The sequence below is a fragment of the Sulfitobacter sp. M13 genome, from assembly GCF_053474885.1.
On record NZ_CM130281.1, the window covers coordinates 1684569 to 1707549 of the forward strand.

Annotated in this window: 24 protein-coding genes; 11 read left to right on the plus strand and 13 right to left on the minus strand. The window is 59.2% G+C overall.

The window, feature by feature from the left end; translation table 11 throughout:
• The first annotated feature begins 46 nt into the window (after positions 1–46).
• Positions 47–1588, plus strand: coding sequence for an MHYT domain-containing protein (locus tag ACVBAU_RS08015; RefSeq protein WP_448325590.1), 1542 nt, complete (start codon positions 47–49; stop codon positions 1586–1588).
• Between the two features lie 86 nt (positions 1589–1674).
• Here ACVBAU_RS08015 and ACVBAU_RS08020 read toward each other — a convergent pair whose 3' ends face one another.
• From ACVBAU_RS08020 to ACVBAU_RS08030, 3 genes are read right to left on the minus strand one after another with little or no spacing between them, the layout of a single operon-like run.
• Complete coding sequence (locus ACVBAU_RS08020) at positions 1675–2466, minus strand: iron chelate uptake ABC transporter family permease subunit (RefSeq protein ID WP_448325592.1); 792 nt, start codon at positions 2464–2466, stop codon at positions 1675–1677.
• Positions 2456–3229, minus strand: coding sequence for a metal ABC transporter ATP-binding protein (locus tag ACVBAU_RS08025; RefSeq protein WP_335745487.1), 774 nt, complete (start codon positions 3227–3229; stop codon positions 2456–2458). The genes ACVBAU_RS08020 and ACVBAU_RS08025 overlap by 11 nt, the downstream gene beginning before the upstream one ends.
• Entirely contained in the window at positions 3226–3708 is a 483-nt protein-coding gene (locus ACVBAU_RS08030) for a Fur family transcriptional regulator (RefSeq protein WP_093733929.1), read from the minus strand. Before ACVBAU_RS08030 ends, ACVBAU_RS08025 begins: the two co-directional genes overlap by 4 nt.
• A gap of 88 nt (positions 3709–3796) precedes the next feature.
• On the opposite strand from ACVBAU_RS08030, the gene ACVBAU_RS08035 reads away from it, so the two are divergent.
• Positions 3797–4840 (plus strand): zinc ABC transporter substrate-binding protein, encoded by a 1044-nt coding sequence (locus ACVBAU_RS08035; RefSeq protein WP_448325595.1) that lies wholly within the window; start codon positions 3797–3799, stop codon positions 4838–4840.
• A gap of 26 nt (positions 4841–4866) precedes the next feature.
• Here the strand turns inward: ACVBAU_RS08035 and ACVBAU_RS08040 are convergent, their stop codons facing one another.
• Both ACVBAU_RS08040 and ACVBAU_RS08045 read right to left on the minus strand, forming a co-directional pair.
• Entirely contained in the window at positions 4867–5919 is a 1053-nt protein-coding gene (locus tag ACVBAU_RS08040; protein WP_448325597.1) for a permease, read from the minus strand.
• On the minus strand, positions 5916–6230 hold the full coding sequence (locus ACVBAU_RS08045; RefSeq protein ID WP_138923616.1) for an ArsR/SmtB family transcription factor: 315 nt from the start codon (positions 6228–6230) through the stop codon (positions 5916–5918). Before ACVBAU_RS08045 ends, ACVBAU_RS08040 begins: the two co-directional genes overlap by 4 nt.
• A 194-nt stretch (positions 6231–6424) precedes the next feature.
• Between ACVBAU_RS08045 and ACVBAU_RS08050 the strand changes: the two genes are divergently transcribed.
• The 5 genes from ACVBAU_RS08050 (at position 6425) to ACVBAU_RS08070 (ending at position 9907) form a co-directional block, all read left to right on the plus strand.
• Positions 6425–7084: an ATP-dependent Clp protease proteolytic subunit gene (locus ACVBAU_RS08050; protein ID WP_138923615.1), complete on the plus strand. Its 660-nt coding sequence runs from the start codon at positions 6425–6427 to the stop codon at positions 7082–7084.
• Positions 7085–7216: 132 nt separating this feature from the next.
• Positions 7217–8482, plus strand: a complete 1266-nt coding sequence (gene clpX / locus ACVBAU_RS08055) for an ATP-dependent Clp protease ATP-binding subunit ClpX (protein ID WP_138923614.1) — start codon at positions 7217–7219, stop codon at positions 8480–8482.
• 145 nt (positions 8483–8627) lie between these two features.
• Positions 8628–8987, plus strand: a complete 360-nt coding sequence (locus tag ACVBAU_RS08060) for a RidA family protein (RefSeq protein ID WP_005852785.1) — start codon at positions 8628–8630, stop codon at positions 8985–8987.
• A gap of 83 nt (positions 8988–9070) precedes the next feature.
• Positions 9071–9454: an NADH:ubiquinone oxidoreductase subunit NDUFA12 gene (locus tag ACVBAU_RS08065; protein ID WP_138923613.1), complete on the plus strand. Its 384-nt coding sequence runs from the start codon at positions 9071–9073 to the stop codon at positions 9452–9454.
• 99 nt (positions 9455–9553) lie between these two features.
• Positions 9554–9907 (plus strand): DUF2155 domain-containing protein, encoded by a 354-nt coding sequence (locus ACVBAU_RS08070; protein WP_138923612.1) that lies wholly within the window; start codon positions 9554–9556, stop codon positions 9905–9907.
• Here ACVBAU_RS08070 and aat read toward each other — a convergent pair.
• The 8 genes from aat to ACVBAU_RS08110 form a co-directional block, all read right to left on the minus strand.
• A complete protein-coding gene (gene aat, locus ACVBAU_RS08075; RefSeq protein ID WP_448328936.1) occupies positions 9871–10506 on the minus strand; it encodes a leucyl/phenylalanyl-tRNA--protein transferase in 636 nt (211 codons plus the stop codon). The genes ACVBAU_RS08070 and aat overlap by 37 nt on opposite strands.
• Positions 10499–11851 (minus strand): acetyl-CoA carboxylase biotin carboxylase subunit, encoded by a 1353-nt coding sequence (accC, locus tag ACVBAU_RS08080; RefSeq protein ID WP_138923610.1) that lies wholly within the window; start codon positions 11849–11851, stop codon positions 10499–10501. Before accC ends, aat begins: the two co-directional genes overlap by 8 nt.
• 10 nt (positions 11852–11861) lie before the next feature.
• A complete protein-coding gene (gene accB, locus ACVBAU_RS08085) occupies positions 11862–12359 on the minus strand; it encodes an acetyl-CoA carboxylase biotin carboxyl carrier protein (RefSeq protein WP_138923609.1) in 498 nt (165 codons plus the stop codon).
• Between the two features lie 237 nt (positions 12360–12596).
• On the minus strand, positions 12597–13352 hold the full coding sequence (locus ACVBAU_RS08090; RefSeq protein WP_448325603.1) for an ABC transporter ATP-binding protein: 756 nt from the start codon (positions 13350–13352) through the stop codon (positions 12597–12599).
• A 58-nt stretch (positions 13353–13410) separates the two neighbouring features.
• Positions 13411–14175 carry an ABC transporter ATP-binding protein gene (locus ACVBAU_RS08095; protein ID WP_138923607.1) on the minus strand — a complete coding sequence of 255 codons (765 nt, stop codon included), beginning with the start codon at positions 14173–14175 and terminating at the stop codon, positions 13411–13413.
• Positions 14176–14190: 15 nt separating this feature from the next.
• On the minus strand, positions 14191–15399 hold the full coding sequence (locus ACVBAU_RS08100; protein ID WP_335745481.1) for a branched-chain amino acid ABC transporter permease: 1209 nt from the start codon (positions 15397–15399) through the stop codon (positions 14191–14193).
• A 3-nt stretch (positions 15400–15402) separates the two neighbouring features.
• Positions 15403–16434, minus strand: coding sequence for a branched-chain amino acid ABC transporter permease (locus ACVBAU_RS08105; protein ID WP_138923605.1), 1032 nt, complete (start codon positions 16432–16434; stop codon positions 15403–15405).
• Positions 16435–16524: 90 nt separating this feature from the next.
• Positions 16525–17889 (minus strand): substrate-binding protein, encoded by a 1365-nt coding sequence (locus ACVBAU_RS08110; protein WP_448325605.1) that lies wholly within the window; start codon positions 17887–17889, stop codon positions 16525–16527.
• 231 nt (positions 17890–18120) lie between these two features.
• Here ACVBAU_RS08110 and ACVBAU_RS08115 point away from each other — a divergent pair, with 231 nt between their 5' ends.
• From ACVBAU_RS08115 to ACVBAU_RS08130, 4 genes are all read left to right on the plus strand, one after another.
• A complete protein-coding gene (locus ACVBAU_RS08115) occupies positions 18121–19416 on the plus strand; it encodes a short-chain fatty acyl-CoA regulator family protein (protein ID WP_448325607.1) in 1296 nt (431 codons plus the stop codon).
• Positions 19417–19524: 108 nt separating this feature from the next.
• Positions 19525–19908: a response regulator transcription factor gene (locus ACVBAU_RS08120; RefSeq protein WP_138923602.1), complete on the plus strand. Its 384-nt coding sequence runs from the start codon at positions 19525–19527 to the stop codon at positions 19906–19908.
• Positions 19905–20177, plus strand: a complete 273-nt coding sequence (locus ACVBAU_RS08125) for a hypothetical protein (protein WP_138923601.1) — start codon at positions 19905–19907, stop codon at positions 20175–20177. Before ACVBAU_RS08120 ends, ACVBAU_RS08125 begins: the two co-directional genes overlap by 4 nt.
• The gene (locus tag ACVBAU_RS08130) at positions 20177–22870 is read left to right on the plus strand and encodes an ATP-binding protein (RefSeq protein ID WP_448325610.1); all 2694 of its coding nucleotides are present in this window, start codon (positions 20177–20179) and stop codon (positions 22868–22870) included. The genes ACVBAU_RS08125 and ACVBAU_RS08130 overlap by 1 nt, the downstream gene beginning before the upstream one ends.
• The last annotated feature ends 111 nt before the right edge of the window (positions 22871–22981 follow it).

The window sequence follows — 22981 nt, forward strand, 5'->3', positions numbered from 1 at the left end:
CCGAGGCGATCAGCGTACCTGAAGTTAGCAGTTAGAGTACGCCGATATGTTTAAAGTTGCCCACACGATCCACAATGACCACGACCTGAGCCTGGTTCTCTTGGCGCTGTTGTTGTGTGCCTTCGGGTCTTGGGTGGTTTCGCGCTTGTATCAGCATGCGTTGGGGCGTTCGCGCAGTCAGGCGGCGATCTGGTATGTGCTGACGGCGCTGACAGCGGGTGTCGCCATCTGGTGTACGCATTTCATCGCGATGTTGGCCTACCAGCCTTCGGCACCGGTGACGTTTGATCTGCAGCTGACCTTTATATCGCTGCTGATAGCGATTTTAGGGTGTTCCGTGGGCATTATGATCGCGGGCATGTTCCGGTCACTCGTGACCACCATCATCGGCGGCGCGGTCTTTGGTATGGCGGTTTCGGCCATGCACTATACAGGCATGGTGGCATACCGTATCGAAGGGGTCGTGGCTTGGGACCGCAGCTATCTCATCGGCTCTGTGGTGCTTGCGATCCTTTTTTCGACCGTCGCGCTGTATCTGGGCAGCCGTGTTTCGCGCCACAGTGGCCTGCAAATGGCTGGCGTGCTGACGCTGTCCATCGTCGGCTTGCATTTCACCGGTATGGCAGCGTTCAATGTGGATTGTATCGGCCTGAAACCCGGCTACACCAACCCCGAGGAATATAAACTGCTGGCGTTGCTTATTGCAGGGACCGCGACGATGATCACTCTAGGTGGGCTATTTACCTATTTCATCGAAATCCGCACCCGCATGGAAAGCATCGAACAACTGCGCGAGGCCCGTGATGCTGCCGAAGCGGCGAGCCGTGCCAAATCCGAATTCATGAGCGTCCTCAGCCACGAGCTGCGTACCCCGCTGACCATCGTGATTGGCTACGCGAGCTTTCTGACCAAGCTCAAATCCACCACTTCGGCCAAGCTATCCCCGTCCGAGCCGATTACCGAAAAACACTATAACATCATTGGCGATCAGGCAGAGCTTTACGGCCAACGCGTCAAGTTTGCGGGCAACCACCTGCTGACCATCATTAACGATATCCTCGACTATACCAGCATCGAGTTGAACGATATCAAACTGGCTAAAACCACCTTTTCGACACGGTCGCTGTTGGCGCAGGTCGAGGATCAGTTTCAGGGCTTGGCGCAGGGCAAGGACGTCACGCTCCATGTGCCCGACGGCAGTCTTGATGTGATGGCCGACCGTGGGCGCTGCTTGCAGATCCTGATCAATCTGGTGGGCAACGCGCTCAAGTTCTCCAAGGCCAAAGACATATTCCTGCGGGCCGAAGTCGACGGCGGTGGCTTCCGCTTCGAGGTAGAGGACAACGGTGTTGGGATGGCGCAAAAAGATCTGGAGTCCATCTTCCAGGCCTTTACCCAGATTGAAAACGCCGACAACCGGTCAGAAGGTGGCACGGGGCTGGGGCTTGCGATCTGTAAAAAGCTGGCGTTGACGCATGGTGGCGATATCTCTGTCTCAAGCACGGTGGGCAAGGGCACGAAGTTCTCGGTCTTTTTCCCGCATAGTCTGGTCAGCACCGGGCGTCCGTCTTTGCCCGTGGCGGCGTGATCAGCGCGCTCCTTTAGCGTTCGAGCCAAACACCAAGGGCCGCAGCGCGATGCTGCGGCCCTTGGTGTTTGTGCCGCGCAGAAAACCTAGCGTTTCAGCAAGGGGGCCACGCCGGAGGATACGATGAACAGCAGCGCCGCGACGCTGACGATGCTGGGGCCGGTGGGCGTGTCAAATGCAAAGGACGCGGCCAGCCCGCCCAAGGCGGCGATCACCCCGATGACGCAGGCGGTCGCGGCCATGACCTCGGGCGTGCGTGCAAAGGGGCGTGCCGCGGCGGCGGGAATGATCAGCATCGCCGCGATCAGCAAAGCACCGACGACCTTGATCGCGACTGCAACGGTCACCGCCAGCGCCAGCGTCAGGATCAGTTGTTCACGCCGCGGGTTAACGCCGCTCGCTGTCGCCAGATCAGGGTTCAGCGTCGCCGATAACAATGCTTGCCAGCGCCAGACCAACAGGGCGATCGACAGCAATGCGCCGCTCCAGATGATCGCAAGATCGCCTTTGGTGACGGCCAGAATCTCTCCGAATAGATAGGCGCTAAGATCAACGCGCTGGTTGGGCAGCAGCGACACCGCGACAAGACCGATGGCCAGCGCCCCGTGGGCCAGCACCCCCAGAAGCGTATCCGTGCCTAGGCTGCGCCCGTTCAGCGCCGTCACAATCAGCGCCATCGACAGGGCGACCAACAGGACCCCGGCAAAGATCGGCAGTTCAAACGCCAAGGCCAGTGCGACCCCCAGCAAAGCCGCATGCGAGGTCGCATCGCCGAAATAAGCCATCCGCCGCCAGACCACGAAGCACCCTAAAGGGGCGGCTGCGAATGCCACGCCAATACCGGCAAGCCCGGCGCGTATCAAAAAGTCATCTAGCATCTTGGTCCCCGTGCGCGTGGTTGCAGCCCGCATCATGTGTATGGTCGTGGGTGTGATCATGCGAATGCGAATGTTCGTGCCGATACAGCGCCAGCGCCCCTTGGGTGCCAGTGCCGAACAATGCGCGGTATTCCGGCGCATCGGCGACGATTTCGGGCGTGCCTTCGCAGCAGACATGACCGTTCAGGCACAACACCCGATCCGAGGCCGCCATCACCACATGCAAATCGTGGCTGACCATCAGTACGGCGCAGCCCATATCGCGGCGCACCTCTTCGATCTGGCGGTAAAACGCGGCAGAGCCGGGCTGATCCAGCCCCTGCGTCGCTTCGTCCAGAATGAGGATATGGGGCTTGTTCAGCAGCGCGCGCGCCAACAGGACGCGTTGGAACTGACCGCCCGACAGATCGGTCATCTGCTTTTTCGCAAGGTCGGTCACCCCCGCCTGCAGCAAGGCCTGCGCCACGGTATCACGCGGCTGACGACGGGGCAGGTTCAGAAACCCGCGCACCGTCAGCGGCAGCGTCGCATCGATCTGCAGCTTTTGCGGCACATAGCCGATGCGCAAATCCGGCGCACGGGTGATTGTGCCCGCGGCAGGTTTCAGCGCGCCAATCAGGGCGCGCAGCAGGCTGGACTTGCCCGATCCGTTGGGGCCGACGATGGTGACGATCTCTCCGGCATTTACGGCAATGTCGACGTCGCGCAGCACCGTTTGACCGCCAATGCGCAGGGTCAGGTTATGGGTAGCGATCAGGCTCATACGGCGGCCTCGTTCTGACACGCGGGACAAAGGCCTTGGGCCTCGATCACCGTGCGTTCAATCTGGAACCCCGCCGCGCGGGCCGCGTCGCCCAAACGACCCTGTGTCAACGCCGTTTCGCTTTCGGCGACCGATTGGCAGCTGCGGCAGATCAGAAAGGCCGGCGTGTGGTCCAATCCGACATGGCTACAGGCGGTATAGGCATTCAGCGCCTCGATCCGGTGCGCAAGTCCGGCCTTTACCAGAAAATCCAATGCGCGATAGGCGACAGGGGGCTGCGCGCCAAGCCCTTCGGCGGACAGATGCCCCAGAATGTCATAGGCCCCAAGGGCGCGGTGTTCGGCCAGCAACAGTTCTAACACCCGGCGGCGCACCGGGGTCAGTCTTAAGTCCGAGGCCGCGCAACGCGCCTCTGCGGCGGCCATCGCGTCGTCGACACAGGCACCGTGATCATGCGTTTCAAATCCAAGGGTCGACATATTTGCCTCCGTAGCAGGGTTCGGTATTGATATGTTATAACGTGTGATCTATCAAGGTTATAGTATAACATTTTATGGGAGCCCCCTTATGCGCCGTCTGCTTTGCACCACCCTCCTTTTTTCTGCCGGACTGGCCCACGCAGAGGTACCCCGCGTCGCCACCGACATCGCGCCGGTGCATTCGTTGGTGTCTATGGTGATGCAGGGGGCAGGCAGCCCCGATCTGATCATCCCGCCCGGCGCGTCGCCCCACAGCTATGCCATGCGCCCCACCGAAGCCCGCAATCTGGCGCAGGCTGATCTGGTGGTCTGGGTCGGGCCGTCGCTGACCGCTTGGCTGGAGGGGCCTTTGGATAGTCTGGCACAGGATGCACAGCGCCTGACCCTGCAGGATGTGGACGGCATTCGCCTATTGACCAACCGCAGCGGTGTTGCGTTCGAGGCCCATGATCACGACGATGAAGCGGGGCATGAGGATCATGACGCCCACGAAGGTCATGACGACCATGAGGATCACGAAGGGCACGACCATAGCGGCGATGACCATGGCGACGATAAAGACCACGCCGATCATGAAGGCACTGACGCGCACGAAGGGCACGATCACGCGGCGGGCGCATTGGACCCGCATATGTGGCTCGACCCGCAGAATGCGATCGTCTGGCTGGATCAGATCGCGGCCATACTGTCACAGCAAGACCCTGAAAATGCAGCGATTTATGGCAATAATGCCGCACAGGCGCAGGCCCGTCTGACGGATTTGCAAGCCGATCTACAGGCAGAGTTGGCGCCGCTTGCGGGGCAGAAGTTCATCGTTTTCCACGATGCCTATCACTATTTCGAAGCCCGCTTTGGCGTAGAGGCAAGCGCGTCGATCTCCCTGAGCGATGGGGCGGCCCCCAGTGCTGCACGATTGGCCGACGTGCGCGATGTGGTGAAAGAGACACAAGCCGCCTGCGTGTTCACAGAGCCGCAGTTCAACGCGGGCCTGATCGAGGCCCTGCAAGACGGCGCACCCCTAAAGTCTGCCTCGCTTGACCCGATCGGCGCGCAGCTGGCACCGGGCGTCGAGATGTATCCATCCCTGCTGCGCGATCTGTCGGCGGCTTTCGCCAGCTGTCTGGCAAAGTAACGACCAGCTTTGGGTGTTTTTGGGTGTTACAGTGATACCCAAAGCTGGAACAGCAGCCCCGACACAAACGACCCTGTCAACGCGATCCCGATATACAGCGCAAAGACAGGGCGTTTGACCAACGCCCAAACAGCGATGGCCGCGGGCAGGGACGTGACCCCGCCTGCGACCAGAAACGCGAGCCCCGCACCGGGTGCCATGCCCTGACCAAGCAGCCCGCCGACCAACGGCAGCGCCGCATAGCCGTTCAGATAGGCCGGTACCCCGACCAATGTCGCGACCCCGATTGGTACGATTCCGGTGCCGCCAAGGGCGCGGGTCACCAGCTCTGCGGGAATCCACGCCAGCATGAGGCTCTCGAGCAAGAACGCCAGCGCCAGCCATTTGGTCAGGAACAACGTGGTCTTAACGGCTTCGCGCAGGAATTTTGCCACCCGCGTGTCGTCGTGCCAAAAGGCCCAGACGACCGGCTGGGGCGCGCGCACCTTTGACGCACCGCAGCCGCCATTGCCGACACCGTCGCGCAACGGGTCTGCCAAGGCTCCAGCGCGCGACAAGGCGTGCACGACGGTCCCTCCGAAGATGCCGAGCCCCACGGCGGCAAGGGTTTTGGCGATGGCAAACTCTGCCCCCATAACGCCGGTGGTGAGCATGAACATCGTCGGGTCCATCACAGGCGACGCCAGCCAAAAGGCCATGACAGCGGATAGGGGAACCCCCATGGCAAGAAGCGCCGCGATCAACGGGATCACCCCGCAAGAACAGAACGGCGACAGCCCGCCCGCCACGGCTGCGACGGCGATCATCACGGCGGGCGATCCGGTAAAAGCGCGTGCAATCAACCCGTCGGCCCCTGTCGCGCTGGCGTAGGCAGCGACGCCGATAGACAAGAGCAAGAACGGCGCAACATCGATCAGGTTGCGGATTGTGAACTGCACGCTGCTGGCCCCCAGCGGTGCGTCGACCACAAAGACCACCGCCAGCAGGCCAGCAAAGGCCAGCCATACACGTTCACGGGTCCAGATGTGATGCACCGCGTCGCGCAAGGCACTGCGGGAGGGGTGGGAATGATCGGTCATGCGGCGGCATCCTTATTGAGCGAAACGCCGGTGCAGCATTCCGAGGTCAGAAACGAAAGCGTTGCGCGCATGGCGTCGAAGTCCACGCGGTTGACGACGCTCCGCCCGTCCCGCCGCTGGATAATCAGCCCGGCATCGACAAGCGCCCCAAGATGGTGCGCAAGAGTGGAAGGGGCGGCGTTCAGGTGAGCCCCGATTTCACCCACGGTCAGCGCGTCGTCTCCGGCGCGCACAAGAAGGCGAAAGATCTCGAGGCGGGTGTCGTGGCCAAGGGCGGCGAGCGCGCGCGCGGTTTTTTGATGTGCTGTCATGTAACTGAGATAAAACTATAAAACTAGTTTTGTAAAGATGATTCGGGCGATGCGCACTGCATAACCAGGCCGTAGAATCCTCAGCCAGCCAGATGATCGGACCTGCCCCCCTTGAACCCCTTAGATGCCGCGATTAATCTTAAGCCAAGGTTTCGCGGGTATGGTCCGGCGAACGGCAATATCAGGCAGGCTTTATGAACGATCCACACGATACATATATGAACACGCTGGTCCCTATGGTGGTTGAACAGACCAGCCGGGGCGAACGTGCGTACGACATCTTCTCGCGTCTGCTGAAAGAGCGGATCATTTTCCTGAACGGGCCTGTCCATGACGGTATGTCCTCGCTCATCGTTGCACAGCTTTTGCACCTCGAGGCAGAGAACCCCTCCAAAGAAATCTCTATGTATATCAATAGCCCAGGCGGTGTTGTGACCTCCGGTCTGTCGATCTACGACACGATGCAGTATATCAAACCGAAGGTATCGACGCTGGTCATCGGGCAAGCGGCGTCCATGGGGTCGTTGTTGTTGCAAGCGGGTGAAAAGGGCATGCGATTCTCGTTGCCCAACAGCCGCGTCATGGTCCACCAGCCGTCCGGCGGGTATCAGGGTCAGGCGACAGACATCATGATTCACGCGCAGGAAACGCAAAAGTTGAAAACGCGCCTGAACGAGATTTATGTCAAACACACCGGTCAGCCGCTGGAAAAAGTCGAAGCAGCACTTGAGCGGGACAACTTTATGTCTCCCGAGGAAGCCAAAGACTGGGGCCTGATCGACGAGATCGTCGAAAATCGTGGCAAGATGGATGATCCTGACGCGCCAAAAGCTGGCAACAAAAAAGGCAAGTAAATAAGGCGTGCGTGGCCCGTTATTTTACGATTGTGGACCACGCACCGCTGGCCTAAGCTGGCACCGAGCAAAAAAATATAGATGGCTGCCGTATGGCGGGCACGATCAAACGACAGACCTGAAAGGGTTGAAATGGCTAATACTTCGAGCGGCGACAGCAAAAACACACTTTATTGCAGCTTTTGTGGCAAAAGTCAGCATGAGGTGCGCAAGCTGATTGCAGGTCCGACCGTCTTCATTTGTGACGAATGCGTCGAACTTTGCATGGATATCATCCGCGAGGAAACCAAAGCCTCGGGGCTGAAAGCCACCGATGGCGTGCCGACGCCCAAGGACATCTGTGATGTTCTGGACGATTACGTGATCGGGCAGGCAATGGCCAAGCGGGTTTTATCGGTTGCCGTGCACAACCACTATAAGCGTCTGAACCACGCCCAGAAGGGTGGGGACATTGAGCTGGCGAAATCCAACATTCTGCTGATCGGCCCGACCGGTTGTGGTAAAACGCTGCTGGCGCAAACGCTTGCACGTATTCTGGATGTGCCGTTCACCATGGCCGATGCGACGACACTGACCGAAGCAGGCTATGTCGGCGAAGATGTTGAAAACATCATCCTCAAGCTGTTGCAGTCGTCGGAATATAACGTTGAACGCGCACAGCGCGGGATCGTCTATATTGACGAAGTCGATAAAATTACGCGCAAGTCCGAAAACCCCAGCATCACCCGTGACGTCTCGGGCGAGGGCGTGCAGCAGGCATTGCTGAAACTGATGGAAGGCACCGTCGCCTCTGTTCCGCCGCAAGGTGGGCGCAAGCATCCGCAGCAGGAATTCCTGCAAGTGGATACCACGAACATCCTGTTCATCTGTGGTGGTGCTTTTGCCGGTCTGGACCGGATCATTGCAGCGCGCGGCAAAGGGTCTGCCATGGGCTTTGGTGCCGATGTGCGTGACAAGGATTCCCGCGGTATCGGCGAGATTTTCACCGACCTTGAACCCGAAGATCTGCTGAAATTCGGCCTGATTCCGGAATTCGTTGGCCGTTTGCCGGTTCTGGCAACGCTCGAGGATCTGGACGAGGATGCGCTGGTCACAATTCTGACCGAACCGAAAAACGCATTGGTCAAACAGTACCAACGTCTGTTCGAGATCGAGGACACGCAGCTGACCTTTACCGATGATGCGCTTTCGGCAATTGCGAAACGTGCTATCCTACGCAAAACCGGTGCACGTGGTCTGCGCTCTATCCTCGAAGATATCCTGCTGAACACGATGTTCGATCTGCCCGGCATGGACAGTGTGACCGAAGTGGTTGTCAACGAAGAGGCCGTAAACTCTGACGCGGCACCGCTGATGATCCACGCCGATGCCGAGAAAGAGCCCGCTACCGCAGGCTAATATCGACTGCATATTATCCGATCAAGGCGCGCCTGAGATGGTGCGCCTTTTTCACATCCAGCCGCAGGTTCCAGCTTTGCCGCTTGACCTCTGGCGGGCCAAGCGCTTTGACAGAGGCGTAGGCATGACAGACAAGAGGCGCATCATGACAAGACGTATTTTTTCGGGCGGTGAATTTGAGGCCAAGATCGGCTATTGCCGCGCCGTTGTGGCGGGGGGCTTTGTTCATGTGGCGGGCACCGTGGGGCAGGGCGATACTGTGACCGACCAATGCCGCGCCGCCCTTGCGACCATCGAAGGGGCCCTGCGCGAGGCAGGCTGCACCATGGCCGATGTGGTTCGCGTGAATTACTACCTGCCAGATCGCGCCGAATTTGAACCCTGCTGGCCGATCCTGTCAGAGGTTTTTGGCGATGCGCCACCAGCGGCAACCATGATCGAATGTGGCCTGATCGATGACAAATACCGCATCGAAATCGAAGTCACCGCCTGCCTACCCGGCTGAAAACCGCGGCTATGCGCCCCGAAGCCCGCTAGACCTTTGCGCGGCCTTGGTGCATATATCCATCAAAGCTTCAGGAGACCACTATGGGCATTCTCAACTCTCTTTTGCGCGGCGTGACGTGGTGGAACGGCCAGACGCTAAACACACAGCTGTTCACGTGGCGCAAGGGCATCAAGGTCGGCGAAGACGCCGAGGGCAATGTGTACTACCGCAACGCGGACAGCAGCAAACGCTGGGTCATCTTCAACGGCGAGATCGAAGCGACCCGCGTGAATGCTGACTGGCACGGCTGGCTGCACCATTCGTGGGATGAAACCCCGCAAGATCGCCCGCTGGTACATAAGACGTGGGAAAAGCCCCACCAAGAGAACCTGACCGGCACCGCGCTGGCCTATGCGCCTGCGGGATCAATCCGCCGTGAAAAGCCTGCCGACCGCGGTGACTACGAGGCATGGCAGCCCGAATAAAAGCCCCCGTGCGCCTTTACGGGGGCGCACGAAGCTGCGGACGTCTGGCCGGTGCGTGGCACTGAAAGACGCCGTTTTGACGTTCAAGGAACCCATGTGATGCGCAAGATTTTGATGATCCTCGCCGTGATGGCCGCACCCGTGCAGGCACAGCAAGTCGCCAGCGCCGAGGGCGGCGTCTTGCGGGCGCTGGACAAGGTATCGGGCGTGTCGCGTGACGTGGAGATGCAGCGCGGAGAGACTTCGCGCGTGGGCAGCCTGAATGTGACCCTGAACGAATGTCGCTATCCTGCGGGCAACCCTGCGGGCGACGCCTATGCCGAGCTTGATATCGTCGAGACGGGCGACGAGAACCGGCTTTTTGCCGGCTGGATGATCGCCTCTGCGCCCGCGCTTTCAGCGCTGGAGCATCCGCGCTATGATATCTGGGTCATCCGCTGCACCACATCTTGAGGTGTGGCAGCAACAGGCGCGGTAAAGTCCGCGTTTTTCATCAAGGCCATTTCTAGCCGGGCGTGATAGGCGGCGCGGGTTATTTCCTGCGCACCAAGAGACGCCAGATGCGGCGTCAGGAACTGGGTATCAAACAGGGTAAACCCGCCTCGGGTCAGCCGATCCACCAGGCAGGCCAGCGCGATCTTCGATGCATTATCGCGCCGCGAGAACATGCTTTCGCCAAAAAACGCCCGCCCCAGTGTGACGCCGTAGACGCCACCCACCAATACATCACCTTCCCAGACCTCAAGCGCATGGGCTTGGCCTTGGGCATGTAGCCGCGCGTACAGCGCAAAAATCTCGGCGTTGATCCATGTATCGGCGCGGTCGGCGCATCCGGATACGACGTCTTCAAATGCGGTGTTGATGCTGATGGTAAAGTGGGTCCGCCGCATCGCGCGCGCTAGGGACCGCGAGATGTGGAACCCGTCTAGGGGGAAGATGCCCCGCCGCCGCGGATCGACCCAGAAGATTTCCGGGTCGTCGCGGTGTTCGGCCATGGGGAAGATCCCCATGGAATAGCCGTGCAATAACAGCTCTGGCGTCAGGTCAGGCATTGCCCAGATTTGTTTCAAGCCAATGCTCAAGCCAGTGGATGTTATAGTCCCCTGTCAGCACGTCCTGTTCGTCAAGCAGCGCATGGAACAGCGGGATCGTCGTGTCGACCCCGTCCACGATCAGCTCTCCCAAGGCACGGCGCAGACGCGCCAGCGCTTCGGGACGGTCGCGCCCGTGAACGATCAGCTTGCCGATCAGGCTGTCGTAGTAGGGCGGGATTTTATAGCCGTCATACAGCGCACTATCCATCCGCACACCAAGCCCGCCTGGGGCATGATACTGCGTGATCTTGCCCGGGCAGGGCGAGAAGTTAGGCAATTTTTCAGCGTTGATCCGGACCTCGATCGCGTGTCCGTTGATCTTCAGGTCTTCTTGGGTAAAGGACAGATCCATTCCGGCAGCGACGCGAATTTGTTCGCGCACCAGGTCGACCCCAAAGATGGCTTCGGTGACGGGGTGTTCGACCTGCAAACGCGTGTTCATTTCGATGAAATAGAACTCGCCGTTTTCATACAGGAATTCGACCGTGCCCGCGCCGATGTAGTTGATGTTGGCCATCGCATCTGCACAGACCTTGCCGATACGCGCACGTTCTTCGGCGGTGATCGACGGGCCGGGGGCTTCTTCGAAGACCTTCTGGTGGCGGCGTTGCAGCGAACAGTCGCGTTCGCCCAGATGGACAGCGCGACCTTTGCCATCGCCGAACACCTGAATTTCGATGTGGCGCGGCGTGGTGAGGTATTTCTCGATATAGACTTCGTCGTTGCCGAAGTTCGATTTCCCTTCGGCGCGGGCAGTCATGAAGGCACGTTCCATTTCAGCGGCGGTTTTCGCCACTTTCATGCCCTTGCCACCACCACCGGCGGTTGCCTTGATGATCACCGGATAGCCGATTTCCTCGCCGATACGCTTGGCGTCGGCCAGTGTGGGCACGCCACCGTCAGACCCGGGAACGCAGGGCACGCCAAGCTCTTTCATAGTGTCTTTGGCGGTGATCTTGTCGCCCATAATGCGGATGTGTGCCGCTGTGGGTCCGATAAAAGTCAGGTCGTGGTCTTCGACGATCTGCACAAAGCCCGCGTTTTCGGACAAAAAGCCGTATCCGGGGTGAATGGCCTCTGCGCCGGTGATTTCGCACGCGGCGATGATCGACGGAATCGACAGATAGGATTGCTGCGAGGAGGGCGGGCCGATGCAGACAGATTCGTCTGCCATGCGCACATGCATCGCATCGCTGTCTGCCGTCGAATGGACCGCGACAGACCCGATGCCCATCTCGCGGGCCGCACGGATCACGCGCAACGCGATCTCGCCGCGGTTTGCGACTAGGATTTTTTTGAACATAGGTTTCGCCTTATTCCAGGATCACCAAGGGCGCGCCAAATTCAACGGCGGCGCCGTCATCTACCAAAATCCGCTTTACCGTGCCGGAACGTGGCGCTGGAATGTGGTTCATTGTTTTCATCGCTTCAACGATCAGCAGCGTGTCCCCTTCGGAAACGGAGGTCCCGACAGAGATAAACGAAGGCGCGCCAGGTTCGGCTTGCATATATACCGTCCCCACCATCGGAGAGACGACAGCACCGGGGTGGTCCGCGGGATCGCTGGCTTCTGCTGCAGGGGCTGCGGCTGCCGGGGCGGCGGGCGCGGGCGCTGCATAGTGCGCAGGGGCCGATTGCGCCTGATGCGGTGCTACGATCTGTTGCGGTGGTTTGCGGCTGACGCGCACATTCAGGCTGTCATCCTCGGCGTAATCCCGCTTGACCTGCAATTCGGTCAGATCGTTTTCGTTCAGCAACTCGGCGAGCGCCTGGATAAAAGCCACATCGGCGTCATGGGTGTTTTTTGTCATATTTTCCTCAGCCAGTCAAAGTCGATAGGGCGCTGCCTGTGCCCTTGAATTGCTGCCTTATAGGGCATGGGCGCAGTCATGAAAAGCAAGCAGTTGCCTAACGTCACCTTGGCCGCGAGAGGCGGCGGACCGGGGCAGGGGGTATATGCAATGGGGCAAGGGGGCGCAGGCGCGGGAAAGTGCTGGTATGAAACGCATGTTTCGCCAGAACGTCCCGCGCCCGTAAAGTGTTAGTCGTCAGATCGCCAGATATTCGGAGCGCAATTCGGCGTTGTTCAGCACCTCGTCGGCGGTGCCATCAAAGACCACGCCGCCGGTATCAAGGATCACCGCACGATCCGCGAGCTTGAGCGCACGCACGGCGTTTTGTTCAACCAGAATGGTGGTGATGCCTTGGGATTTGATCAGCGACAGGGTCTTTTCGATCTCGTCCACGATGACAGGGGCAAGCCCCTCATAGGGTTCGTCCAGCAGCAGCACCTTGATGTCACGGGCCAGCGCGCGGGCAATCGCCAGCATCTGTTGTTCGCCGCCCGAAAGGGTCACGCCTTCTTGCTTGCGGCGCTCTTTCAGACGGGGAAACAGGTCATAGATGCGTTCAAGCGACCAGCCGATCGGCGGGGCGATCTGCGCCAGTTGCAGGTTTTCCTCGACCGTGAGGCCCGCGATGATGCGGCGGTCTTCGGGGACAAGCGCCAGACCGTTGGCGGCGGCCTCGTGGCTGGCCATTTTGTGCAGCGGCTTGTGGTCGAGCCAGACCTCGCCCTTGCGCAATTCGGGGTCGCCAATCTGGGCGATGGCCCGCAGGGTCGATGTTTTGCCCGCGCCGTTGCGGCCCAAAAGCGCCAGAATTTCGCCCTCATGGACGTTAAAGCTGACGCCCTGCACAATATAGCTTTCGCCGTAGTAGGCGTGGATGTCCCATACCGACAGATAGGCGGGCGCAGTAGAGGCATGGTTGGCGCTGTTCGAGAAATCGGGTTTCGTGTTCATGTTCTTATCCTTGCAAAGCCGAGGTGCTGTGGCGGGGGCGGGGACCTGCGCCCCCGCATCAGGCGGCGTCTTGGGATTCGCCCAAATACGCCTCGCGCACCTTGGGGTGGCCTTTAATGTTGTCGGGTGTGTCTTCGACCAGCGGCGTGCCTTGAGCCAACACGGTGATCCGTTCCGCCAATGAGAACACCACATGCATGTCGTGTTCGATGATGGCGATGGTGATATTGCGTTCGTCCTTGATCTGTTTGAGCAGGTCGATGGTGTTGTTGGTATCGGCCCGCGCCATACCCGCTGTGGGTTCATCCAGCAGCAAAAGCCGCGGATCTTGCGAAAGGCACATCGCAATTTCCAACCGGCGTTTATCGCCGCGTGACATAGAAGCCGCGTGCATATGGCGTTTGTCGGCGAGCTTCATCTCGACCAGCATTTCTTCGGCTTTTTCGATCACGTCGCGCTGGCTGGACACCGAGGACAGCGCATTCATCTGGAATGCGCCATCGCGTTTGGCAAAGCAGGGGATCAGCATGTTTTCCTGCACACTGAGATCGCCGAAGATCTCGGGCGTCTGGAACACGCGCGAAATCCCCATCTGGTTGATCTCGTAGGGCTTGCGCCCCAGCACCGACTGCCCGTCGAACATGACCGATCCGGTATCGGGGATCAGCTTGCCCACTAAACAGTTCAGCAGCGTGGACTTACCCGCCCCGTTCGGCCCGATAATGGCATGGACCGAATTTTCCGCAACGCTGAGGTTCACGTTGCTCAGCGCTTGCAACCCGCCGAAACGTTTGCCGACATTTTTGACTTCGAGAATGGCCATTTGTTCAGCTCCTTCTTATTCGGCTGGGGGTGTGTTGCGTTGTGCGGCGGCGTCGGCTTCGACCGATCCCGCGTTCCGGTCCTTGCGGCGGAACACGCGACCGATGCGTTGGCCACCTTCGACCAGACCACCGGGCAAGAAGATCACGACCAGCATGAACAGCAGACCCAAGGTCAGGTGCCAGCCCTTGCCGACAAAGGGGTGGATCACCGCGATCAGCATGTCTTCAAGCCCATCGGGCATGAAAGAGAACCAGCCGTGCAGAACGTTATCGTTGATCTTGGAAAAGATGTTTTCAAAATACTTGATAAAGCCCGCGCCCAGTACCGGCCCCAGAAGGGTGCCCGCACCGCCAAGGATCGTCATCAGCACGACCTCGCCAGAGGCTGTCCACTGCATCCGCTCGGCCCCGGCAAGCGGGTCCATTGCGGCCAGCAAACCACCCGCCAGACCGGCATACATGCCAGAGATAACAAAGGCCGCCAGCGTGTAGGGTTTGGTGTTCAGGCCGGTATAGTTCATCCGTTGCTGGTTCGATTTCACGGCCCGCAGCATCATCCCGAAGGGCGACCGGAAGACGCGGATCGAGATATAGAACGCCAGCAGCATGATCACGGCGCACAGGTAATACCCGACCGAGAAGGTGAAGGACCAAGCCCCGAAATCCAACGTCGTCGCGGCATTCATCTGCGCCCCGAAAAGGTTGGGGTAGCTGGGCGCGTTTGCACCGTCCAGAATGCGCGGATCGCTGAGCGAGATTTGCAGCCCGGTTTCGCCATTGGTGATCGGCGTCAGGACCGAATAGGCAAGGTTGAACGACATCTGCGCAAAGGCGAGCGTGAGGATCGAAAAGTAGATCCCCGACCGGCGCAGCGAGACAAAGCCGATCACGACGGAGAACAACCCCGCGACGATCACCGACAACACAATCGCGGGGATCACGTTCATCGACAACAGCTTCATCATCCACACGGCAGAGTAGGAACCGACCCCCAGAAAGGCCGCGTGGCCAAAGGACAGGTATCCGGTCAGCCCGAACAGAATGTTGAACCCGATGGCAAAGATGCCAAAGATCACAAAGCGTTGCATCAGGTCAGGGTAGCCGGCGTTGAATTGTGCAAGTCCGGAGCTCGCAGGGAAGGGGTTCAGGATGACGGGGGCTGCCATGGTCAGGAATGCCACCACCAACAGAAGGAGAAAGTCTTTTTTAGTGAGTGATTGCATGGGTTATTCCTCCATCACGCCTTTGCGGCCCATTAGGCCACGGGGGCGTGTCAGCAAGATAAGGATCGCGACAACGTAAATGATGATCTGGTCAATGCCGGGCAGGATGTTCTTGACCTCGTTCATCGAGGCAAAGGATTCTAGGACACCCAGCAAGAACCCCGCCAGAACGGCCCCGGGCAAAGACCCCATGCCGCCGACAACGACGACCACAAAGCTCAGCACCAGAAAATCCATGCCCATGTGGTAGTTGGGCGAATTGATCGGCGCATACATGACGCCTGCCAGCCCAGCCACCGCCGCGGCGATGCCGAACATAATGGTAAATCGCTTGTCGATGTTGATGCCCAGCAGACCCACGGTTTCGCGGTCAGCCATGCCGGCGCGCACAACCATCCCAAAGGTGGTGAATTGCAAGAAGGCGAAGACGCCGCCGATGATCAGCGCCGAGAAGGCGAAATAGATCAGACGCCAATAGGGATAGATGATCGCATTGGGATCAAAGCCCAGCAACACGCCGAAATCGAACGACCCGCGAAAGGCTTCGGGGGCAGAGGTCGGGATCGGGTTGGCACCGTAGAAGTACTTGATCACCTCTTGCAGCACGATCGCCAGACCGAAAGTCACAAGGATCTGGTCCGCGTGGGGGCGTTTGTAGAAGTGTTTGATCAACCCGCGTTCCATGACAAAGCCGATGACCAGCATGATCGGCACGGCAAAGAGGATCGACAGGGGAACCGACCAATCCAGCAGCCACGCACCGGCTGCATCGCCGAACCACTCTTTGATATACAGCACGTCTTCGAATTTCGGGTTGCCCAAAAAGTCGGTACCAGAGGATTCCGCGGCCTTGTGGCTTAGGTTGAAAATCTTGCTTAGGGTCACAGCACAGAATGCGCCGATCATGAACAATGCCCCGTGGGCAAAGTTGACGACACCCAAGGTGCCAAAGATCAGGGTCAGACCAAGCGCGATGAGCGCATAAGCTGAACCTTTGTCCAACCCGTTAAGAAGTTGCAAAAGAATGGCGTCCATCGCGGTGCCCTCGAATTTTTAAGAAGTGAAAGACGGAAAAATTCCGCCGGCAAGGTAAGGCAGGGGAAGCCCCCCGCCTTAGACTTGGATTTAAGCGCCGGGGTTACAGTCGCCCAACGCGCCGCCTGCAAACATCGGGTGGTCGACGTCATAGGTGACTTGCTCGGCTGGTGTGACTTCGACGATTTCCACGAGGTCGAATTCGTTCTCGGGGTTCTCTTTGCCGCGCACAACCACAACGTCCTTAAAGCACTGGTGGTCGCCAGCACGGTACAGCGTTGGACCGTTGCCCAGGCCGTCGAATTCGAAACCGGCAAGGGCTTCGCCAACGGCGCATGGGTTGAACGAACCGGCACGGGCCACAGCATCCGCATAAAGCAGCGTTTGCGCATAGCATGTCTGAGCCGCCTGGCTGGGTGGGAAGCCGTATTTTTCGCCAAAGGACTGAACGAAAGCGTTTGTTCCTTTATAGCGGTCGCCCATCTGGTTTTCGAGCTTCCAGTCCCAGTTTTGCGAACCGACGATACCGGTGATGTTCTCACCCGCACCGCGGGCCATCAGCTCGGAATACAGCGGCACAACGATTTCGAAGTTTTTGCCGTTCACCTGCTTATCGCGCAGGCCGAACTGCACGGCGTTGGTCAGCGAGTTGACCATGTTTCCGCCGTAGTGGTTCAGAACCAGAACATCGGCACCGGAATTCAGCACAGGCGCGATGTAGGACGAAAAATCGGTCGCGGCGAGCGGCGTACGCACATCGTTGATGGTTTCCCAGCCCATGGCTTCCGTCGCGGCCTGAATGGATTCCTGCTGTGTCCAGCCCCATGTGTAGTCGGCTGTCAGACTATAGACCTTGCGGTCGTCGCCATAGAGGTTCTTTAGCACCGGTGCCAAAGCGGCAGCGGACATGTAAGCGTTAAAGAAGTGGCGGAAGCCATTGGCCTTCTTGTCTTTGCCTGTTGTGTCGTTCGAGTGGGTCAGACCCGCCATAAAGATGACGCCAGCCTCTTGGCAGAGACCCTGAACAGCAACAGCCACACCGGAGGACGAGCCGCCCGAGATCATGATCGCGCCGTCTTTCTGGATCATCGACTGCGCCGATGCGCGGGCCGCGTCCGATTTCGTCTGCGTGTCGCCGGTGACGAACTGGACCTTCTTGCCCATGATCCCGTTACCTTCTAGCGCCTTGGAGCTGAAGGTGTTCAGCATGCCGCCGTCGCCCTGACCGTTCAGGTGTTCGACCGCCAGCTCGAACGCGCGCAGTTCGTCTGCGCCCTCGTCCGCGTAGGGGCCTGATTGTGGCACGTTAAAGCCCAGCGTCACCGTGTCGCCCGTTGGCGCGTTCGTAAAACCTGAATGCGCGGCAGCGCTTAGATACGTCGGCAAGGCCAGACCAGCACCGGCAGCAGCGCCGGTTTTGATCACGCCGCGACGCGTCAAGTTAGAAAATGTCATGTATTTCCTCCCAAATATTGAAACCACGGCCCGATTATTTTTCCGGGTCCATGATGCACAGAGGTGCAAATATGATATGAGAGGAAAACTGAAAACCGATCAACAAGCCCCTTGATAAAAACAACTATTCTGTAAATATATTCGCAGAGGCCTAGGGGGATTTGTAAATTTAATGATATTGCAGCGCAGAAAGCCGTTGATAATGCGGTATAAATCCGGCAGCTGTGTCGCATGACCCGCGATGCGTTGACCGGCAGTCGCATCCGCGAGCGGCGGGTGATGGCAGGGCAAAAGCAGGCTGATCTGGCCAAGCGGATCGGCATTTCGGCCAGCTATCTGAACTTAATCGAACACAACCGGCGCAGAATCGGCGGGAAACTGCTGCTGAACATCGCAGGCGCGCTTGGGGTGGAGCCGACGGCGCTGACCGAAGGGGCTGAAGCCGCCTTGATTGCTACCCTGCGCGAGGCCGCGGATGATGCGCGGCTGAGCGGGCCAGAGGTGAACCGCGCCGACGAATTTGCCGGACGTTTTCCCGGTTGGGCCGATGTGCTGGCCAGCGCGCAACGCCGGATCGCCACGCTTGAACGCACCGTCGAGACGCTGACCGACCGTTTGGCCCATGACCCGCATCTGGCGGCCTCTATGCACGAACTGCTGACCACCGCGGCGGCGATCCGGTCAACCGCGTCGATCCTTGCCGATACCAAGACGCTTGAACCCGAATGGCGCGACCGGTTTCACATCAACATCGATCAGGACAGCCGCCGCCTTGCGGATAGCGCGCAGGCGCTTGTGGGGTACCTTGAGGCCGACCCCGAGATCACCCCCGCCGCCAACTCTCCGCAAGAGGAGGTCGAAGCGTTTCTGGCCGCGCACCGCTATCGTTTTGCAACGCTGGAGGTCACGGATGGGGATGCAGGGGCCATCGAGACGTTGATCCAGGCCGCCCCCGACCTGCAAAGCGTTGCTGCACGGCATATCGCGCGCGATGTTTTACAGCAGATTTCAATCGATGCAGAGGCGCTGCCGATTGCCGGGCTGACCCAAGCACTCGGTCACCTAGGGCCGGACCCCGTCGCACTTGCCGCGCTGCTGCGGCAGCCCGTCGCGCGTGTTTTGCGCCGTATGGCGACGGTGCCGGAACTGGGCGCAGGACTGGTCGTTTGCGACCGGTCGGGTACGTTGATCTTTCGCAAATCCATCGACGGGTTTGTCGTGCCCCGCTTTGGCGCGTGCTGCCCGCTGTGGCCGTTGTTCAGCGTCTTGGGCAGCCCCGGCATGGTGCAGAAACAACGGGTGGCGCAGCTGGGGCGGGGATATGCGTCGTTTGATTGTTATGCGACCTGCGAACCCCAGAACGTGCGCGATTACAACGCGATGCCTTTGCTGCAGTCGGTCATGTTGATCCTACCCGCCAGCCCCGAAACCGTAGCTGTGCACGATGTCGGTGCCACGTGCCGGGTTTGTCCGCGCACCGAATGTCCTGCACGCCGCGAGCCGTCAATCTTGAATGATGGTGTATAAGGGCGGGTAACAGGCTTTTGACAGGGCAGGGTTTTCCGTGCATCCTGCCTCTCGGCCTACCAAGATCGCGTTATAATGCGACCAGGGCCACAGGGAGGGATTTTGCCAATGGGCAAACACGTCGTGCTCGTAGAAGACGAGACGAACATCGCCGAGGCGATACGATTTTTATTGGGTCGCGAAGGCTGGCGCGTCGAAACGCTGGCCAACGGGGCCACCGCTGTCGAGGTCATCCGCAATGCCAGTCCCGATCTGGTGATGCTGGATGTGATGCTGCCCGGTAAAAGCGGTTTCGAAATCCTTAAAGAGCTACGCGCGGACGCAGCGCTGGCCGATCTGCCTATTCTGATGCTGACCGCCCGCGGCCAGACCCGCGACCGCGAAATCGCGCTAGAGGCGGGCGTCAGCCGCTTTATGACCAAACCTTTCTCTAATGCCGATATGCTGGCGGCCGTGCGCGATCTAACAGCTGCAGGCACCGCAGAAGCATGAGTAAACTGCCCGGCTCGCCGCTGTTTCTTGAACGGCGCAGCTACAGGTTTCGCCGCATGATGGACGCCGTTCGGCTGCTGCCGCTGCTGGTGCTGGGGTTCTGGATGGTACCGCTTTTGTGGCCGGTGCAAGATACCTCTGCGGGCGATGCTGTCCCCATGTCACATGCGCTGCGCTATGTCTTTGGCGTTTGGCTGATCGGGATCGCCTGCTGCTTTTTGCTGTGGCGGCGGACAGCGCGTCAGATCGAACAGGAAACCCAAGGCTGATGGTGTCGCTGAACCAGCTGGTTGCCGTCTGTTTGCTGTATGTGGTGGGGCTGTTTGCCGTGGCCTTTGCCGCTGAACGCGCTGCCGCCCGCGGGCGTGGAGACTGGCTGTTGCGCTCGCCGTTGGTCTATACGCTGTCGCTGTCGATCTATTGCACCGCTTGGACGTTTTATGGCGCGGTCGGCTATGCGGCGCGATCAGGGCTGGAATTCGTGACGATCTATCTTGGCCCGTCGCTGGTGATGATCGGCTGGTGGTGGATCTTGCGCCGTTTGGTGCGCATCGGTCGGTCCCATCGCGTGACCTCGGTCGCGGATCTTATTTCTTCGCGATACGGGAAATCGAACCTCTTGGCGATATTGGTCACGATCATGGCAGTCATCGGGGTGACGCCCTATATTGCACTGCAACTACAGTCAGTTACCCTGTCCTTGTCGATCTTTGCCAGCGCCGAGCCACAGGCCACGACCGGGGGCAGCCAGATCAATTCGGCACAGGCGGCGTTTTGGGTCGCGGTGGGGCTGGCGCTGTTCACTGTGTTGTTCGGCACCCGTAATTTGAACGCCAACGAACGCCATCACGGCGTGGTCATCGCCATCGCAGTAGAAGCGGTGGTCAAGCTGCTGGCACTGCTGGCGGTTGGTGCTTTCGTGGTCTGGGGGGTCGCAGGTGGTGTCGAACAGACACTGGCGCAGATTGACCGGTCCGCGATCGGGCAATGGCAGGTCGAAGGGGGCCGGTGGACCGCGTTGACGCTGCTGGCCGCTGCGGCCTTTATCTGCCTGCCGCGCATGTTTCAGGTCTTGGTCGTGGAGAACGGCGACGAGCGCCACTTGCAGACCGCCAGCTGGGCTTTCCCGCTGTATCTCATGCTGATGAGCCTGTTCGTCGTGCCCATTGCCGTGGTCGGGCTCGATCTGCTGCCCGAAGGGTCGAACCCTGATTTGTTCGTCCTGAGCCTGCCGCTGAGCCAGGGGCAGAATTCGCTCGCGATGTTCGCCTTTCTCGGTGGGTTTTCCTCTGCCACATCGATGGTGATTGTCGCGACACTGGCGCTGTCGACAATGGTGAGCAACCATATCGTTATGCCAATCTGGCTGACCTATGGACAAAAAACGGTCCAGCAGTCGGGCGACGTGCGTCACGTGGTGATCCTGTCGCGGCGGTTGTCGATCCTGCTGATCATCTCGCTGGGGTATTGCTATTACCGGCTGTCGGGCGGGGGCGGTGCGCTTGCGGCGATCGGGACAATCTCTTTCGGGGGGGTGGCGCAGTTTTTGCCGGTGCTGCTGGGGGGCATCTTCTGGCGCGGTGCAACGCGGACGGGGGCGATCTGCGGGCTGACCATCGGCTTTGCGTTGTGGGTCTATACGATGCTGTTGCCAAGCTTTGGCGCAGGGGCCGCGCTGTCGGCGTCTACCTTTCAGGACGGGTTGTTCGGCTTGCAGTGGCTGCGACCCGAGGCCTTATTTGGGATCAATGGGTTAGATCCGACAGTTCATGCCGTTCTCTGGAGCCTTTCGATCAACACTTTGGTTTTTGTCACCGTGTCCCTGTTCAGCTTTCCTGCCCCCGTAGAGCGGCTGCAAGGTGCGCAATTCGTGAATATCTTTGACCATTCCACGGCCGCACGCGGATGGAGCGCGTCGGTCGCGGCGAGCGAGGATCTGATGATCATGGCACAGCGCATTTTGGGCGCTGCAGAGGCGCAAGGCTTCTTTCGGGCGCAAGCGCAGTTGCAAGAAAAACACGATGGCCTACCCGAACCGACACCGCGATTTGTTCAGGCGCTAGAACGCGAGCTCGCAGCATCTGTGGGGGCCGCCACGGCGCATGCAATGGTGGCGCAACTGGTGGGCGGGGCCTCTGTTTCGGTTCAGGATCTGCTCGCTGTGGCGGACGAATCGGCGCAGATGCTGGAATATTCCAGCCAGCTGGAAATCAAATCCCGTGCGCTGACAGATACCGCTGCGAAACTGCGCAGCGCCAATGACAAGCTGACCCAACTGTCACATCAAAAAGATAGTTTTCTAAGCCAGATCAGCCATGAATTGCGCACGCCCATGACCTCTATCCGCGCATTTTCAGAGATTTTGCGCGATGCCGAAGGGTTGGGGCCGGAAGAAAAGACCCGCTACGCGTCGATTATTCACTCCGAAACCATCCGGCTTACACGCTTGTTGGATGATCTGCTGGACTTGTCTGTGCTTGAAAACGGCGAGGTCTCATTGAACCGGCAACGCGGCGTTTTGCGCGATGTGTTGGATCAGGCGGTCATCACAGCGCGGGCGGCGAATACGCGTGTGATCAAGATTGATCGGGAAAGCGCGGGTGAAGATATCGTGCTGGATACCGATCTGGATCGTTTGGTGCAGGTTTTCATAAACTTGATTACTAATGCACAGAAATATTGTGTGGCCGATGACCCGCAGCTGTCCATACGGGCACATCAGCGTGGGCGGCGTATCATCGTTGATCTGATAGACAATGGCGTAGGAATTGACGCCGCTTCGCAAGCACTGATTTTTGAAAAATTTAGTCGTTTACCGGGGCAAGGCGGTGAGGGGGCCGGTCTGGGTCTTGCCATTTGCCGCGAGATTATCAAGCGGTTACAGGGGGATATATCGTATCTCACTGATGTCTCGGGCACCGGATTCCGTGTTGAGCTGCCGATCGCGCAGACTGACGTTTAAGCCGATTTCTCATCGCATCTAAGCAGATTCGTAACCTTTGTGCGTCATCTTGAAGGGGATGAAGCAGCGGTAAAGGATGCGCACTATGGGATGATGTAGATGAACGTGGCT